Genomic DNA, 16,169 nt, shown 5'->3' with positions numbered 1-16,169 from the left:
GGGCCCCGGGCCGTCCTTCCCGGGCATGACCGCTCCTTCCGTCTCGCGGCTCCAGAGCCTGTCCTGGGCCGCCGCCGCGCTGGCCGGCGCCGGCGCCGGTTACCTCGCCGTCTCGCTGGCCGCACGCGCGCGTGCCTTCTGCGACGCGGGCTGGGAGGCGGGCGGACGGTTCGAGCTGACGTTGCTGCTGGTGCCGGTGATGGCCGGGTTTGCTCTGGGGGCCCTGGGAGCGGCCGTGGTGGCCCGCAGGGCGAGCGCGCACGGTCCCCGGCCGCTGAGGGCACTGGCCCAGCTGGTCCTGGTGGCGGCCGTACTGGCTGCCCTGACCTGCTGGTTCTTCGCCGGATGGGGGACTCTGGAGGGCTATCCGGGGGATGCCGGCCGCTGTCCGCCGTCCAATGTCCCGCCGTGGTGGCCGCGCTGGCTACCGGCCTGAGCCCGCGGGCGGACCGAGGCTGAGCCGGGGTTTGGGGCCGTCCGTGCGGCCGGTGGGGGGTTTGCGGCTGCCCGCGCGGTACGGGGCGGGCCAGGGCGCGCCCGGGCCGTCGTACCCCTGGTCGGCCGCGGCGTGGAGCGTCCAGTGGGGGTCGTAGAGGTGGGGCCTGGCCAGCGCGCAGAGGTCGGCGCGGCCGGCCAGCAGGAGGGAGTTGACGTCGTCCCAGGAGGAGATCGCGCCGACCGCGATGACCGGGACGCCCGTGGCGGCGCGGATCCGGTCCGCGTACGGGGTCTGGTACGTGCGCCCGTACGCAGGGCGTTCGTCGGGCACCACCTGGCCGGTGGAGACGTCGATGGCGTCGGCGCCGTGCCGGGCGAAGGCACGGGCGATCTCGACGGCGTCCTCGGGCGTCGTGCCGCCCTCGGCCCAGTCGGTGGCGGAGATACGGACCGTCATGGGGCGGTCGTCGGGCCACTGGGCACGGACGGCGTCGAACACTTCAAGGGGAAAGCGGAGCCGGCCCGCGAGGGAGCCGCCGTAGGCGTCGGTGCGCCGGTTGGTCAGCGGGGAGAGGAATCCGGAGAGCAGATAGCCGTGGGCGCAGTGGAGTTCGAGGAGGTCGAAGCCGGCCTCGGCGGCGCGCCGGGCGGCGGCGGCGAACTGGTCGCGGACGAGGGTGAGTCCGTCCCGGTCGAGCTCCTGGGGGACCTGGTTGACGCCGGGGCGGTACGGCAGGGGTGAGGCGGCGACCAGGGGCCAGTTGCCGGAGTCGAGGGGCTGGTCGATGCCTTCCCACATCAGTTTGGTGGAGCCCTTGCGGCCGGAGTGCCCCAGCTGGACGCCGAGCGCGGTGCCGGGCGCCTGGTCGTGCACGAAGTCGGTGACGCGCCGCCAGGCCGCGGTCTGCTCGGAGGTGTAGAGGCCGGCGCAGCCGGGGGTGATGCGGCCCTCGGGGCTGACGCAGACCATCTCGGTCATGACGAGCCCGGCGCCGCCGAGGGCGCGGGCGCCGAGGTGGACGAGGTGGAAGTCGCCGGGGACGCCGTCGACGGCGGAGTACATGTCCATGGGCGAGACCACGACGCGGTTGCGCAGGGTCAGTCCGCGCAGCCGGAAGGGGGTGAACATCGGGGGCGTGCCGGGCGGGCAGCCGAAGTCGCGGACGACGGTGTCGGCGAAGTGGGCGTCGCGCAGCCGGAGGTTGTCGTGGGTGACGCGGCGGCTGCGGGTGAGGAGGTTGAAGGCGAACTGGCGTGGCGGCTGGTCGAGATAGGTGTCGAGCTCCTCGAACCAGGCGAGACTCGCCGCGGCGGCGCGCTGGGTGGAGGCGACGACGGGGCGGCGTTCGGCCTCGTAGGCGGCGAGGGCCTCGGGGAGGCTGGGCTGTTCCTCGATGCAGGCGGCGAGAGCGAGGGCGTCCTCGACGGCGAGTTTGGTGCCGGAGCCGATGGAGAAGTGGGCGGTGTGGGCGGCGTCGCCGATGAGGACCGTACGGCCATGGGACCAGCGTTCGTTGACGACCGTGCGGAACGCCGTCCAGGAGGAGTTGTTGCCGCGCAGGGGGTGGCCGCCGAGCGTCTCGGTGAAGATCTTGGCGCAGCGGTCGGCGGAGTCCTGTTCGTCGCGGGTGTCGAGGCCGGCGGCGCGCCAGACCTCTTCGCGCATCTCGACGATGACGGTGGAGGAGTCGGCGCGGTAGGGGTAGCCGTGCAGCTGCATCACGCCGTGGTCGGTCTCGGCGATCTCGAAGCGGAAGGCATCGAGGGCGAAGTCGGTGGCGAGCCAGATGTAGCGGCAGCGGTGGGTGGTGATGCGGGGGCGGAAGTGGTCGGCGTGGGCCTGGCGGGTGAAGCTGTGGATGCCGTCGGCGGCGATGACGAGGTCGTGGTCGGCGGCGAGGGCCGCGGCGGGCGGGGCCTCGGTGTGGAAGCGGAGGCGGACGCCGAGCTCGGCGCAGCGGCGGTGCAGGATCTCCAGGAGCCGGCGGCGGTCGAGGGCGGCAAAGCCGTGGCCTCCGGAGGTGAGAGTGCGGCCTCGGTGGACGATGTCGATGTCGTCCCACCGGACGAACTCTTCCCGCAGGGCGCGGTAGACCTCGGGGTCGGCGTGCTCGATGCCGCCGAGGGTCTCGTCGGAGAGGACGACGCCGAAGCCGAAGGTGGAGTCGGGGGCGCCACGCTCCCAGACGGTGATCTCGCGGCCGGGATCGAGGCGTTTGAGGAGGACGGCGGCGTACAGCCCGCCGGGTCCGCCGCCGATGACGGCGACGCGCAGGGGGCGGCCGGTCATGGCTAACGGCCCTGCCACTTCGGGGGCCTCTTCTCGGTGAAGGCCGCGTGGAACTCGGCATAGTCCTCGCCGTTCATCAGCAGCGCCTGGGTGGCCGCGTCCATCTCGACGGCGGCGGACAGGGGCATGTCGAGCTCGGCGGTGAGCAGGGCCTTGGTCTGCGCGTAGGCGAGGGCGGGGCCTTCGGCGAGGCGGCGGGCGAGCGCGGCGGCGCGTACGTCCGCCTCGCCCTCGTCGGCGAGTTCGCTGATCAGGCCGATCCGTTCGGCCTCGGGGGCGCGGACCGGCTCGCCGAGCATCAGCAGCCGGGTGGCGTGGCCGAGTCCGACCACCCGGGGCAGGAGGTAGGCGGCGCCCATGTCCCCGCCGGAGAGGCCGACTCGGGTGAAGAGGAAGGCGAAGCGGGCGGAGGGGTCGGCGATGCGGAAGTCGGCGGCGAGGGCGAGGACGGCGCCGGCGCCGGCGGCGACGCCGTGCACGGCGGCGATCACGGGGAAGGGGCATTCGCGCAGGGCCCGTACGACCTGGCCGGTCATCCGGTTGAAGTCGAGGAGCTCGGCGGTGTCCATGGAGAGGGTGGCGCCGATGATCTCGTCGACGTCGCCGCCGGAGCAGAAACCGCGGCCTTCACCGGCGAGGACGAGGGCGCGGACGGCCCGCTCGCGCGAAAGCTCGGCGAGGAGGTCGCGCAGATCGGCGTAGGCGCCGAAGGTGAGGGCGTTGAGCTTCTCGGGGCGGGCGAGGGTGACGGTGGCGACCCCGTCGTCGAGGGTGAGGCGGAGGTGGCGCCATTCCTCGGTGCGGGGCGCGGAGCTGGTAAAGGGGCTCATGGGATGGGGCCTCCCTCAGCGTGGGTGCGGTGGCGGCACCTCTCGCGAGCGTAACACCGATTGGTGACTGTCGTCAGGAGTACGCGATACGCCTCCCGCGGGTCACCTTGCCACGCGCCTGACGGCTAGGCGGCGGTGCCCGCGAGGGTGGCCACGAGCACGGCCTTGATGGTGTGCATCCGGTTCTCCGCCTCGTCGAAGACGACGGAGTGTGCCGATTCGAAGACCTCGTCCGTCACCTCCAGCTCGGTGAGGCCGTGCCGGGCGTGGATGTCCCGGCCGACGGTGGTGCCCAGGTCGTGGAAGGCCGGCAGGCAGTGCAGGAACTTCACGTCGGCGTTGCCGGTGGCGCGCAGGACGTCCATCGTGACCGCGTACGGGGCGAGGGCCGCAATCCGGGCGTCCCAGACTTCCTTGGGCTCGCCCATGGAGACCCAGACGTCGGTGGCGACGAAGTCGCAGCCGCGGACGCCGTCGGCGACGTCCTCGGTGAGGGTGATCCGGGCGCCGCTCGTCTCGGCGGCCTGCCGCGCGAGGGCGACGACCGCCTCGGCCGGCCAGTACTCCTTCGGCGCGACGATCCGTACGTCCATGCCGAGCAGGGCGCCGGTGACGAGGTAGGAGTTGCCCATGTTGAAGCGGGCGTCGCCGAGGTAGGCGAAGGTGAGCTCGGTGAGGGGCTTGTCGCTGTGCTCGGTCATGGTGAGCACGTCGGCGAGCATCTGGGTGGGGTGCCAGTCGTCGGTGAGGCCGTTGAGGACCGGCACTCCGGCGTGCGCGGCGAGCTCCTCGACGGTCGCCTGGCCGTCTCCCCGGTACTCGATGGCGTCGAACATCCGGCCGAGCACCCGGGCGGTGTCCTTGACCGACTCCTTGTGGCCCATCTGGGAGCCGGCCGGGTCGAGATAGGTGGTCGAGGCACCCTGGTCGGCAGCGGCGACCTCGAAGGCGCAGCGGGTGCGGGTGGAGGTCTTCTCGAAGATCAGGGCGATGTTCTTGCCGCGCAGCCGCTGGACCTCGGCGCCCGCCTTCTTGGCCGCCTTGAGCTCGGCGGCCAGGGCGATCAGGCCGCGGAACTCCTCGGCGGTGAAGTCCAGCTCCTTGAGGAAGTGGCGGCCGGTGAGGTCAGTGGCCATGGTGGTGCTCCCGGGTTCCGGATACGACGACCGTGGAAGTCTATACGAACATCAGAATTCTTATACAGAGCCCCTCCCGGCCGTGTCCCGGCACCCTGGCCCGACCGGCACTCACGTCCGACCGCGCTCAGGTCCGTACGGGATCACGCTCCACCGGGCAGCTCATACAGCGCGGACCGCCCCTCCCCCGCCCCAGCTCGCTGCCGGGGATCTCGATCACCTCGATGCCCTGCTTGCGCAGATGGGTGTTGGTGGTGGCGTTGCGCTCGTAGGCGACGACGACCCCGGGCTCCACCGCCAGCACGTTGCAGCCGTCGTCCCACTGCTCCCGCTCGGCGGCGTGCACGTCCTGGGTCGCGGTCAGCACCCGGATCTCGGTGAGGCCGAGGGCCGCCGCGATGGCGCTGTGCATGTGCTCCGGCGGATGGTCGCTGACCTTGAGGCTGCTGCCCGTGTCCCCCGGCTCGATGGTGTACGAGCGGAGCATGCCGAGCCCGGCGTACTGCGTGAAGGTGTCGTGGTCGACCATCGTCATCACCGTGTCGAGATGCATGAACGCCCGCCGCTTGGGCATGTCCAGCGCCACGATCGTGCGGGCCGAACCGGCCGCGAACAGCCCCCGGGCCAGCATCTCCACCGCCTGCGGGGTGGTCCGCTCGCTCATCCCGATCAGCACCGCCCCATGGCCGATGACCAGGACGTCCCCGCCCTCGATGGTCGAGGGATAGTCGGCCTGCCCCTCCGACCAGTGGTGAAACGTCCCTGCCGTGGGGCCGGTGAAGAGCGGATGGTGTTTGTAGATCGCCTCGAAGTGCACGGTCTCGCGCTGCCGGGCGGGCCAGCGCATGGCGTTGATGGAGACCCCGTCGTAGATCCAGGCCGAGGTGTCCCGGGTGAAGAGATGGTTGGGCAGCGGGCCGAGCAGGAAGTCGTCCAGGTCCATCACATGGAAGCGGACGGAGGTCGGCTCCGGGTGGGCGGCCAGGAACTCCCGCTTGGTCATCCCCCCGACCAGCGCCTCCGCCAGGGCGGCGGCGTCCATGGTGTCGAACGCGGCCCGCAGATGGTCGGTGGCGAGCGGCCCGTACTCCTTCTCGTCGAAGACCCGGTCCATGACGAGCGCACGGGCGGCCGGCACCTCCAGGGCCTCGCGCAGCAGATCGCCGAAGAGGTGCACCACCACTCCCCGGTCGCGCAGCACGTCCGCGAATCCGTCGTGCTCCTGACGGGCCCTGCGCACCCACAGCACATCGTCGAAGAGCAGGGCGTTCTTGTTGCTCGGGGTGAGCCGCTTCAGCTCCAGATCGGGGCGGTGCAGGATGACGCGGCGCAGCCGCCCGGTCTCGGAATCGACATGGAATCCCATGTCCTCATCCTCACCGGGCGGCACGCCGTTCACCCCCCGAAACGGCGACCGGATGGTCACAACCGGGGGTCGACCGGCTCCGACTCCAGGGCCAGGACGGCGAAGACCGCCTCATGGACCCGCCACAGCGGCTCCCCGTCGGCCAGCCGGTCCAGCGCCTCCAGGCCGAGCGCGTACTCCCGCAGCGCCAGCGAGCGCTTGTGGTTCAGGAACCGGCCGCGCAGCCGCTCCAGATTCTCCGGGCGCGTGTACTCGGGGCCGTAGACGATCCGCAGATACTCCCGGCCGCGGACCTTCACCCCCGGCTGGACCAGCCGGCCCTTGCAGTCCCTGGCCAGCGCCTGGAGCGGCTTGACGACCATGCCTTCGCCGCCCGCGCCGGTCAGCTCCAGCCACCAGTCGGTCCCGGCCCGCACCGACGCCTCGTCGCCGGTGTCGACGACGAGCCGCCGGGTGGCCTGGAGCAGACCGCCGCCGGATGCGGCGTCCTGCTCGACCAGCCGGTCCAGCCAGGACAGTTGCCGGTCGTGCGGCACGGCCGCCAGCGACCGCCCCTGGACGGCCAGGATCTGGAACGGCGCGAACCGCACCCCTTCGAGCCCCTCCGTCGGCCAGCAGTAGCGCCGGTACGCCTCCGTGAACGCGGCCGCGTCCTCGGCCCGCTCCCGCTGCCGGGTGAGCAGGTCCCCGACGCCGACACCGCGCGCGGCGGCCTGCTCCAGCGCCTGGATCGCGCCCGGGAACACCGCCCCGGCCGCGGCGCCGACCGCCGCGTACTGCGTGCGCAGCAGCCCGGACGCCTTCAGCGACCAGGGCATCAGCTCGCCGTCGAGCAGCAGCCAGTCCGTGTCGAGCTCGTCCCACAGGCCCGCCGCGGTCACGGCGGCGCGCAGCCGGCCGAGGACCTCTTCGGTGACGCCGGGGTCGGTGAAGAACGGCCGGCCGGTACGGGTGTGCAGGGCGCCCGTGGGGCCCTGCACACCGAACCGGTCGCGGGCGACGGCGGCGTCCCGGCACACCAGCGCCACGGCCCGGGAGCCCATGTGCTTCTCCTCGCACAGGACCTGGGCCACGCCGTCCGCGCGGTACTGCGCGAAGGCCTCGGCCGGGTGCTCCAGATAGCCGTCGGTCTTCGAGGTGGGCGTGGGCGCCATGGTCGGCGGGAGGTAGGCGAGCAGGCGCGGGTCGACCGCGAACCGGCTCATCACCTCCAGCGCCGCCGCGGCGTTCTCCTCGCGCACCCCGACGTTGCCCAGCTGCCGGGTCTCGACGACCCGGCGGCCGTGTACGTCCTCGAGGTCCAGCGGGCGGCCCTGGTGCCCGCCCAGCGCCTCGGTCACGAGCGGCTTGACCGGCTCGTACCAGACCTTCTCGGCCGGTACGTCGACCAGTTCCCGCTCGGGCCAGCGCAGCGCGGTCATCCGGCCGCCGAAGACGGCGCCGGTGTCCAGGCAGATGGTGTTGTTGATCCAGGAGGTGTTCGGCACGGGCGTGTGGCCGTAGACCACGGCGGCGCGGCCGCGGTACTCCTCGGCCCACGGATAGCGCACGGGCAGCCCGAACTCGTCGGTCTCGCCGGTCGTCTCTCCGTACAGCGCGTGCGCGCGGACCCGGCCGGAGGTGCGGCCGTGGTACTTCTCCGGCAGTCCGGCGTGGCAGACGACGAGCTTGCCCTCGTCGAGGACGTAGTGGCTGACGAGTCCGTCGATGAACTCCCCCACCCGCGCGCGGAACTCCTCGCTCTCCTTCTCCAGCTGCTCGATCGTCTCGGCCAGGCCGTGCGTGTGCTGGACGCTGCGTCCCTTGAGCCAGCGGCCGAGCTTGTTCTCGTGGTTGCCGGGCACGCACAGGGCCTGTCCCGCGGCGACCATGCCCATGACGCGGCGCAGGACACCGGGGCTGTCCGGGCCCCGGTCGACGAGGTCGCCGACGAAGACCGCCGTACGCCCCTCGGGGTGGACGCCGTCCTCGTAGCCGAGCTTGGCGAGCAGGGTCTCCAGCTCGGAGCTGCATCCGTGGATGTCGCCGATGATGTCGAACGGCCCGGTCAGGTGCCGCAGGTCGTTGAAGCGCTTCTCCAGGACGACCTCGGCGGCCTCGACCTCCTCGGTCCCGCGCAGGATGTGCACCTTGCGGAAGCCCTCGCGCTCCAGGCTGCCCAGTGAGCGGCGCAGTTCGCGTCGGTGACGCCGGATGACGTGGGCGGGCATGCCGGCCCGGTCGGGGCGGGCCGCGTTGCGTGCCGCGCACACGTCCTCGGGCATGTCGAGGACGATCGCGATGGGCAGGACGTCGTACTGGCGGGCCAGACGCACCAGCTGACGGCGGCTCTCCGGCTGCACGTTGGTCGCGTCGACCACCGTCAGCCGGCCGGCCGCCAGGCGCTTGCCCGCGATGTAGTGCAGGACGTCGAAGGCGTCGCGGCTGGCGCTCTGGTCGTTCTCGTCGTCGGCGACGAGACCCCGGCAGAAGTCGGAGGAGATCACTTCGGTGGGCTTGAAGTGCTTGCGCGCGAACGTCGACTTGCCGGAGCCGGTCGCGCCCACGAGCACGACGAGGGACAGGTCGGTGACGGCGAGCGTACGGGTCGGGGTGGTCATGCGGCCTGCTCCTCCTTCGGGATCGGGTCGGTCTTCAGGGTCGGGTCGGTCCGGCGGAAGACCGCCATCTGGGTCGGCGGACCCACCTCGGGGTCGTCGGGGCCGACGGGGGCGTGCTGGACGTCGTATCCGTGGCGTGCGGCGACCTCGGCCGCCCAGCCGCGGAACTCCTCGCGGGTCCATTCGAAACGGTGGTCGCCATGGCGGACGTGACCGGCGGACAGCGTCTCCCAGCGCACGTTGTACTCGACGTTCGGCGTGGTCACGATCACCGTGGCGGGCCGGGCCGCGGCGAACACGGCGTACTCCAGGGCGGGCAGCCGCTCCAGGTCGAGGTGCTCGATCACCTCGCTGAGGACGGCCGCGTCATAGCCGGCCAGCCGCTTGTCGGTGTACGTCAGCGCGCCCTGGAGCAGCGTGACGCGACCGGCCTGCCGCTCCCCCAGCCGCTCCAGACGCAGCCGCCGCCCGGCGACGGTCAGCGCCCGTACGGACACGTCGACGCCGACGATGTCGGTGAACCGCACGTCCTTCAGGAGCGCCTGCACCAACTGACCCTGCCCGCAGCCCAGGTCGAGGACGCGGGCGGCGCCGGTGGCGCGCAGCACGCCGAGGATCGCGTCGCGGCGCTGCTCGGCGAGCGGCACCGGCTTCTCCTCCGTGTCGACGCTCTCGTCGACGGCGTTGTCGACGTCCTCGACCTCCAGGCCGTCGGCCTCGGCGAGCCGGACCAGCTCCAGCCGCTCCGTGGCCTGCCGGGTCAGGCCCCAGCGGCGGGCGAGATAGCGGCTGGTGATCAGCTTCTGCTCGGGGTGGGTGGCGAGCCAGCCCTCCCCGGCGCGCAGCAGTTTGTCGACCTCGTCCGGGGCGACCCAGTAGTGCTTGGCGTCGTCGAGGACCGGGAGCAGGACGTAGAGCTGGCGCAGCGCGTCGGCGAGCAGCAGCTCGCCCTCCAGGACGAGCCGTACGTAGCGCGAGTCGCCCCACTGCGGGAACCGGGCGTCCAGCGGCACCGGTTCGGCCGAGACCGAGGACCAGCCGAGGGGCCCGAAGAGCCGGGAGACCAGCTCCGCTCCCCCGCGGGCGGGCAGGGCCGGGATCTCGATCCGCAGCGGCAGCGGCTCGGCGGCCCGCTCGGGCAGGGCCGCGCAGACACCGCGCAGCGCGGACTTGAAGACCGTGCTCATGGCGACGGAGAACAGCGACGACACGGCGTAGGGACGGTCGTTCACGTACTGCGCGAGCGCCGCGTCGGGCGCGCCGCCGCGGCCCTTGCCCTTGCCGCGCCTCACGAGCGCCACGGGGTCGACCTCGAGGAGCAGGGCGGCCGTGCAGCGCTCCGCGGTCGCCTCGGGGTAGAGGACGTGCGCGGTGCCGTGGGCGGTGGTGAACGTCTGCGCCTTGTCGGGATGCTTGTGCAGCAGGAATCCGAGGTCGGTCGCGGGACGCTCCTGGGTGCCGGTGGTGCTGATCGTCATGAACACACGTCCGAGTATGGTCCGCGCCGGATGGCTCTGACGAGGCATTTTCGACCGCCGCACGACGGTGCGGCTCATGGCGGGCCGTCCGCGAGGGCCCTCGTCAGTTCGGCGATCTGGCCGGGGCCGACCCGGCAGCAGCCGCCGACCAGGCGGGCTCCCTCGGCCGTCCACTCCCTCACCCGACGGGGGTCGTACGTGGCGGCGCCCCGCCAGCGCCCCGCGGTGGCGTCCCACCGCTCGCCGCTGTTGGGATAGACGACCACCGGCTTCCCGGTGACCTCGGCGGCGATCTCCACGGCCAGGTCCACCTCGTCGGCCGTGCAGCAGTTGACGCCCACGGCGGTCACCTGGTCGAGACCCGCCGCGAGCGCGAAGGCGCCCGCCAGATCCTGCCCGGCCCGGGTCCGCCCGCCCTCGACGGTGTACGAGAGCCACACGGGCACCCCGCACCCCTCGACGGCCCGCAGCAGGGCCTCGGCCTCGTCGGTGTCCGGGACGGTCTCCAGGGCGAGGACGTCCGGCCCGGCCCCGGCGAGGACCTCGATCCGGGGCCGGTGGAACCGCTCCAGCTCCCGCACGGTCAGCCCGTACCGCCCGCGGTATTCGCTGCCGTCCGCGAGCATCGCCCCGTACGGCCCGGCCGACGCGGCGACCCACACCTCACGCCCGGCCGGGTCGGCCGCGGCGCGGGCCAGCTCCACACTGCGGGCGAGCAGCCGGGCCGCCTCCTTCCGCTCGGTGCCGCGATGGGCGAAGCCCTCGAAGGTGGCCTGGTAGCTGGAGGTGATGAGGACCCGCGCACCCGCCCGCACATAGGCGGTGTGGGCCGCCTCGATCTGCTCGGGCCCGTCCGCGAGCAGCCGGGCCGACCAGAGGGCGTCGGACAGATCGCACCCCTGGGCCTCCAACTGGTTGGAGAGACCGCCGTCGAGGACGAGGACCTCCTCGGCGAGCGCGGCGGCGAGTGTACGGGCGGGTCTCATGGCTCCTCCTGCGGCGCCGCGGCGGCGCTCAGTTCAGCTGGGACTGGACCTTGGCGGAGATCAGCTCCAGATGGTCCAGGTCGTCGAGGTCGAGGACCTGGAGGTAGATACGAGAGGAGCCGATCGCGCCGTAGCGGCCGATCTTGTCGACGACCTCGGCGGGCGAGCCGGCCAGGCCGTTGGCCTTGAGCTCGTCCACGTCCCGGCCGATAGCGGCGGCACGCCGGGCGACCTCGGCGTCATCCCTGCCGACGCAGACGACCAGCGCGTTGGAGTAGATCAGGTCGCCGGCGGACCGGCCGGCCTCCTGGGCGGCGGCACGGACTCGGCCGAACTGCCGCTCGCTGTCCTCGACCGAGGCGAAGGGGATGTTGAACTCGTCGGCGTACCGCGCGGCCAGCCGGGGCGTGCGGGTGGCGCCGTGGCCTCCGACGAGCACCGGGACCTTGGTCTGGGCGGGTTTGGGCAGCGCGGGTGAGTCGGTGAGCTGGTAGTACCGGCCCTCGTAGGAGAACGTCTTGCCGGTGTCGGTGTCCCACAGTCCCGTGACGATGGCCAGCTGCTCCTCCAGCCGGCCGAACTTCTCCTTGGGGAAGGGGATGCCGTAGGCCTTGTGCTCCTCCTCGAACCAGCCCGCGCCCAGGCCCAGTTCGACCCGGCCGCCGGACATCTGGTCGACCTGGGCGACCTGGATGGCGAGGACGCCGGGCAGCCGGAACGTACCGGCTGTCATCAGCGTGCCAAGGCGGATCCGGCTGGTCTCGCGGGCGAGGCCGGCCAGGGTGATCCAGGCGTCCGTCGGTCCGGGCAGTCCGTCGGCGGAGCCCATGGAGAGGTAGTGGTCGGAGCGGAAGAAGGCGTCGAAGCCGAGTGCTTCGGTGGCCTTGGCGACGGTCAGCAGGGTGTCGTAGCTCGCGCCCTGCTGGGGTTCGGTGAAGATTCGAAGATCCATACCTCCATCCTGCACCGCTGTTCGCGGCTCAACCTTTCCGCCGATGCGGCGGGTGGAACGTCAACCTGTCCGGCTCCCGGGGGCGCCCTCCGGCCCTGTCGGGTGAATATCGCTTCCCGCGGCGGCCCGGGTCCGGTGTGGCCAGTGACCGGCGGCGGGCACCCGTCGTTGGCTCGGGCGGAGCCGGACCGCCCGGCCCGCGCGCCGGCGGCAGTCGTCCGGTGCGTCTTTTTCTCTTGCCGCCTTTCCCCGTGGGGAAGGCCTGGGCCGAGGAGGCCGCCATGTCCCAGGAAGCCGCGCCCGAACAGGCGATGCCCGAGCAGCCGGTGGGGCAGTCCGTGCCCGAGCAGAAGTCCCCCGGCGCCCCGAAAGGGCTGCTGCAGCAGATGGAGGAGCTGATGGCGGCGCTCACCGCCGACCTGTCCCAGCTCGACGCCGACCTCCAGTCCTCGGCCGACCGCACGGACCGCGACGGGTCCGCCGCGGACCGCCCCGCTACCCCTCGGGACCGCGAGGAGACCGCCGAGCGCACCGAGCACGCTCAGCACACCGAGGGCGCCGAGGGCGCGAAGGACCGGACCGGCTTCTGAGCGCGGCCACCGCCGCACCGCCTGCGCCGAGATCATGACGGCCCCGCCGTCGAGTCCGCCGGGTCGCCCCGGCCCCATGCCGCGCCGGGTGACCTGCCTCTCTCCCGGACCGTGAGTCTGCGCAGCATCCCCCGGACCCGGTCGTTCGACTCGTCGGCGGCGTCGATCGCCTCGATGCACTGCCAGTACAACCCCTCCTCGTCGGTGGCGCAGGCGACACCGACGAGGGCGATCCCGACCTCGCCGAGCAGCGCGCTCAGCGCGGTCAGCGCGATACGGGCGTCGCCGACGCCGGCGAGCTGCGCGGCCCGTAACCCGCCCGCGCGCAGGGCGGGATGGTCCAGCGGTCCGCGCGCGCCGCCGATCTCACTGAGCCCGCGCGCCTCGCCCCGCAACTCCTGCGGTCCGCCGAGCGCGAGATGACTTCCCACGGCCTGGGCCAGGGCCTGTGCCTGCCAGGCCTCGGCCACGATGTCCAGCGCGTCCCGGCTCTGGGCCAGGGCATGCCGTCCGACTGCGATGAGCCGCTCCGCTTCCATGTACGCCGCCCCCGTTCGTACGACTGTCTGCTACTCATTCCACTACCCAGAGTGAGTGCGACTGAGCCCAAAAGCCAGGGGAATTCGGAAATCTGTGGACAGGAAGCTCGATGTGAATAAGTCGATCACTCCGAAGAGTGACGATCGGCGCGTGCGGAGCGTCCTGGAGGCCGTCCAGCCGGGAAGCGGAGCTCGTTCCGGTCGATCTTCGCGGAGAGCGCGGCCAGCGGGTCGACCCCCAACGACCCGCAGAACTGGAGCAGATACGCGAGCACATCGGCGACCTCGTCGGCGACGCGGTGGGCGGTGTCCGGGTCGTCCATCACCCGGGCGGCTTCCTCGGGCGTCAACCACTGGAAGATCTCCAGCAGTTCGGCGGCCTCCACGCTGAGCGCGGCCGCCAGGTTCTTGGGGGTGTGGTACGGCTGCCACTCGCGGGAGGCGGCGAACTCCGCCAGTCGGCGTTGCAGTCCCTGAACGTCCATGTCTGTCACGGCTCCAGGTCTACCACTGCCGCCCCGGTGGTCTCCCGGGCGTGTCCGGCGCCCGCGGCGCCGACCGTGCCGACGAGCCTGAGGTGGCCCTCTGCGCAGATGCCGGTGGCGAGCGAGAGCAGGGCCTTGGTCTGGCGGGTGTCGAGGCCGCGGTCGAATCCGTCGGCGAGGACGGTCAGCGTCTGCATGGCGCCGGGCACTTCGGCGACCTGGTCCATCGCGAGCACTCCGGGGCCGGTGAGCAGCACCAGCGCCAGGGCGAGGTAGCGCAGTTCGCCGTCGCCGAGCCGGCCCAGCGGTGTCCCGTGCCCGGACCCCGGCCCGCCGGCCGCCGGCCCGCCCCGGTCCAGCAGGGCCCGTACGGTCCCGTCGCCGAGGAGTTCGACGCCCAGGCCCGCCACCGGTCCGGCGCACCCGGCCCGGGCCATCGCGGCGAGCCTGGCGTGGCGGCGGGTGCAGGCGGTACGGGTGCGGTGGAGCACCTCCGCCAGGTTGTCGCAGCCGCGCCGCAGCCGTCCCGCGCCGAGGGCGACCGGGGCGCGCATGAGCTGCGGCTGCGGATCGCAGGCGAAGACCGAGCACAGGGCGACGACGACCTGTTCGGCGGCGGCGAGGACCCGTAACTGCCCGGGTGTCTTGCCGGCCACCCGCAGTGGGAGCAGGGCGGTGGCGAGCCGGTCGTCGGGCAGCGGCGCTCGGGTGACCGGCGCGCCGCTGCCCGCCGTGTGCCACTCGGCCTGCACGGTGGCGCGTCCGGGGTCCCGCAGCGCCGTGGTCAGCAGGGTCGTCCCGTCGGCGGTGAGGCGTTCGCCGACGATCCGCAGGGCGGGTTCGGCCTGGACGGCGACGTCGAGGCGTACGGTCCCGGCCGGTCCCGCGGTGGTGCAGCCGATCCGGAAGCCGCGCCTGCCTTGGGCGTCGGGCCCGGCCCGCTCCGGTACGCACGCCTGCGCGTCCGGGAAGACGCTCCCGAGCCGGGCTCCCGCGCCCAGGCGCGCGAGCGCCTCGTACGCCTCCAATGCGCTGGACTTGCCGGTGCCGCTCGGCCCCGCGAAGAGTGTCACCGGCCCCAGCGGATAGACGGCCGCGCGATGCGACTTGAAGGCCGAGAGCCGCAGGTGGGTGACGGTGGGGCGGGTCGGGCGGGCGGCGACGGAGTCCATGAGGGGGACGCTATGCAGCGCCCCGATGCGGAACCGTTTTGCCCGGTGGGCCTTCCTACGATTGGGGGACGGCGGCGGCCGCCGCCCCCTCGACCTCGGTGCCCACGGGGGCGAGCAGGAAGACGTTCTTGTCGACGCGGTGCATGCCGCTGCCGAGGCCGAAGACGACACCGCTGCTGAAGTCCAGGATGCGCTTGGCGACTTCGGTGTCGGCGCCGGTCAGATCGAGGAGGACCGGGATCTGGGCGATGAGGTACTCGGCGACCTCGCGCGCGTCCGCGAAGACCTGCACCCGCAGCACGACCATACGGCGCTGCTCGACGGCCTCGTACGGCTCGGGCAGTGTCCGGTGGTCGACCCTGGAGGGCCATTCGTTGCGCCCCCGCAGCGGCAGGACCTGGGCGAGGCCCTCCCACTGCTCGTCGGTGACGTCGTACCTCTCGTACCTACTCATGCACCCATCCTCCCGTTCCTCACCCGTTCGGCCCAACAGCGACACGACCGGGCTGTCGAGCGCAACAAGATCATTGGAAGGGCGCCACTGTCACCTCGGGCGCGCCCCGGGGCGGGCGGTGGGCGGATCCGGGCCCGACCCGTGGCGGTGGACACCCGGCGACCGAACGGATAGACCTGCCGGGTGCACCCGGATGAGGCCCATGTCTGGCAGCTCGACCCCACCCGTGTCGCGGGCCGGGGGCCGACCGAGGCGCGGGCGGCGCTGCTGTCGCCCGAGGAGAGTGCCCGGCTGGCCGCCCACCGCGACCCTCGGGCCGGACACACGTTCCTGGTGGCGCGCAGTCTCCTGCGGTGCGCGCTGTCCGAGCTGGAGCCCGAAGTCGCCCCGGCGGCCTGGTCGTTCACCCGTGGACCGCACGGCCGCCCGGAGATCGCGGCCCCGCGGCGCCACACGTCCGTACGCTTCAACGTGTCCCACACCCGCGACCAGGTGGTGTGTGTGGTGGTACGGGACGCCGACTGCGGGATCGACGTGGAGCCGGCCGGGCGGACCGTCGACGTGCCGCTCCTGGCGGGCGACGTGCTGGCCCCGGCCGAGGCCGCTGTCCTCGCCGCGGCCGGGCCGGGGCACCGCTCGGAGGTGTTCCTGCGCTACTGGACGCTCAAGGAGGCCTACGCCAAGGCGCTGGGGTCCGGGATGCGGCTGCCCTTCGCCGGTCTCGTCTTCGGCCCGCCCACCGCCGGTGCGCCACGGCTGGACCCGGCCGCGCATCCGGAAGGCGCCGACTGGCAGTTCGCGCAGTGGGTGACGGCTCCGGGCCCGGCCGGGCAGGGGTGGGTGGTGTCGCTGG

General features: G+C 72.8%; 14 protein-coding genes and 1 pseudogene. 3 read left to right on the top strand and 12 right to left on the bottom strand.

Annotation, left to right across the window (positions count from 1 at the left end; genetic code table 11):
- Window positions 1-25 precede the first annotated feature (25 nt).
- Complete coding sequence (locus ACZ7LT_RS11655; RefSeq protein ID WP_471235828.1) at window positions 26-436, top strand: hypothetical protein; 411 nt, start codon at window positions 26-28, stop codon at window positions 434-436.
- Here the strand turns inward: ACZ7LT_RS11655 and ACZ7LT_RS11650 are convergent.
- The 8 genes from ACZ7LT_RS11650 to ACZ7LT_RS11615 all read right to left on the bottom strand — a co-directional run bounded on the left by ACZ7LT_RS11650 (window position 425) and on the right by ACZ7LT_RS11615 (window position 12,076).
- A complete protein-coding gene (locus tag ACZ7LT_RS11650) occupies window positions 425-2,728 on the bottom strand; it encodes a bifunctional salicylyl-CoA 5-hydroxylase/oxidoreductase (RefSeq protein WP_471235827.1) in 2,304 nt (767 codons plus the stop codon). The genes ACZ7LT_RS11655 and ACZ7LT_RS11650 overlap by 12 nt on opposite strands.
- 2 nt (window positions 2,729-2,730) lie before the next feature.
- Complete coding sequence (locus tag ACZ7LT_RS11645) at window positions 2,731-3,558, bottom strand: enoyl-CoA hydratase family protein (protein ID WP_471235826.1); 828 nt, start codon at window positions 3,556-3,558, stop codon at window positions 2,731-2,733.
- A 125-nt stretch (window positions 3,559-3,683) separates the two neighbouring features.
- Entirely contained in the window at window positions 3,684-4,694 is a 1,011-nt protein-coding gene (gene argF / locus ACZ7LT_RS11640) for an ornithine carbamoyltransferase (protein ID WP_471235825.1), read from the bottom strand.
- A gap of 127 nt (window positions 4,695-4,821) precedes the next feature.
- Entirely contained in the window at window positions 4,822-6,060 is a 1,239-nt protein-coding gene (locus tag ACZ7LT_RS11635; RefSeq protein WP_471235824.1) for an arginine deiminase, read from the bottom strand.
- 56 nt (window positions 6,061-6,116) lie between these two features.
- Window positions 6,117-8,660 carry a polynucleotide kinase-phosphatase gene (locus tag ACZ7LT_RS11630; protein ID WP_471235823.1) on the bottom strand — a complete coding sequence of 848 codons (2,544 nt, stop codon included), beginning with the start codon at window positions 8,658-8,660 and terminating at the stop codon, window positions 6,117-6,119.
- Complete coding sequence (locus ACZ7LT_RS11625; RefSeq protein ID WP_471235822.1) at window positions 8,657-10,138, bottom strand: 3' terminal RNA ribose 2'-O-methyltransferase Hen1; 1,482 nt, start codon at window positions 10,136-10,138, stop codon at window positions 8,657-8,659. The genes ACZ7LT_RS11630 and ACZ7LT_RS11625 overlap by 4 nt, the downstream gene beginning before the upstream one ends.
- Before the next feature lie 74 nt (window positions 10,139-10,212).
- Entirely contained in the window at window positions 10,213-11,124 is a 912-nt protein-coding gene (mmuM, locus tag ACZ7LT_RS11620) for a homocysteine S-methyltransferase (protein WP_471235821.1), read from the bottom strand.
- 28 nt (window positions 11,125-11,152) lie between these two features.
- Window positions 11,153-12,076 (bottom strand): LLM class F420-dependent oxidoreductase, encoded by a 924-nt coding sequence (locus tag ACZ7LT_RS11615; RefSeq protein ID WP_471235820.1) that lies wholly within the window; start codon window positions 12,074-12,076, stop codon window positions 11,153-11,155.
- A gap of 281 nt (window positions 12,077-12,357) precedes the next feature.
- Here ACZ7LT_RS11615 and ACZ7LT_RS11610 point away from each other — a divergent pair, with 281 nt between their 5' ends.
- Window positions 12,358-12,666: a hypothetical protein gene (locus tag ACZ7LT_RS11610; protein WP_471236362.1), complete on the top strand. Its 309-nt coding sequence runs from the start codon at window positions 12,358-12,360 to the stop codon at window positions 12,664-12,666.
- Between the two features lie 32 nt (window positions 12,667-12,698).
- Here ACZ7LT_RS11610 and ACZ7LT_RS11605 read toward each other — a convergent pair whose 3' ends face one another.
- From ACZ7LT_RS11605 to ACZ7LT_RS11590, 4 genes are all read right to left on the bottom strand, one after another.
- Complete coding sequence (locus tag ACZ7LT_RS11605) at window positions 12,699-13,205, bottom strand: DUF6099 family protein (RefSeq protein ID WP_471235819.1); 507 nt, start codon at window positions 13,203-13,205, stop codon at window positions 12,699-12,701.
- A gap of 125 nt (window positions 13,206-13,330) precedes the next feature.
- Window positions 13,331-13,690, bottom strand: coding sequence for a nucleotide pyrophosphohydrolase (locus ACZ7LT_RS11600; RefSeq protein ID WP_471235818.1), 360 nt, complete (start codon window positions 13,688-13,690; stop codon window positions 13,331-13,333).
- Between the two features lie 5 nt (window positions 13,691-13,695).
- Complete coding sequence (locus ACZ7LT_RS11595) at window positions 13,696-14,862, bottom strand: AAA family ATPase (RefSeq protein ID WP_471235817.1); 1,167 nt, start codon at window positions 14,860-14,862, stop codon at window positions 13,696-13,698.
- Between the two features lie 55 nt (window positions 14,863-14,917).
- Window positions 14,918-15,316, bottom strand: coding sequence for a cell division protein SepF (locus tag ACZ7LT_RS11590; RefSeq protein WP_471235816.1), 399 nt, complete (start codon window positions 15,314-15,316; stop codon window positions 14,918-14,920).
- A 183-nt stretch (window positions 15,317-15,499) separates the two neighbouring features.
- On the opposite strand from ACZ7LT_RS11590, the pseudogene ACZ7LT_RS11585 reads away from it, so the two are divergent.
- A pseudogene (locus tag ACZ7LT_RS11585) lies at window positions 15,500-16,150 on the top strand (4'-phosphopantetheinyl transferase family protein); the annotation flags it as partial.
- Window positions 16,151-16,169: the final 19 nt, after the last annotated feature.

The sequence above is a fragment of the Streptomyces sp. NPDC039465 genome (genome assembly GCF_055639315.1).
This window is presented reverse-complemented; position numbering and strand designations above follow the sequence as displayed.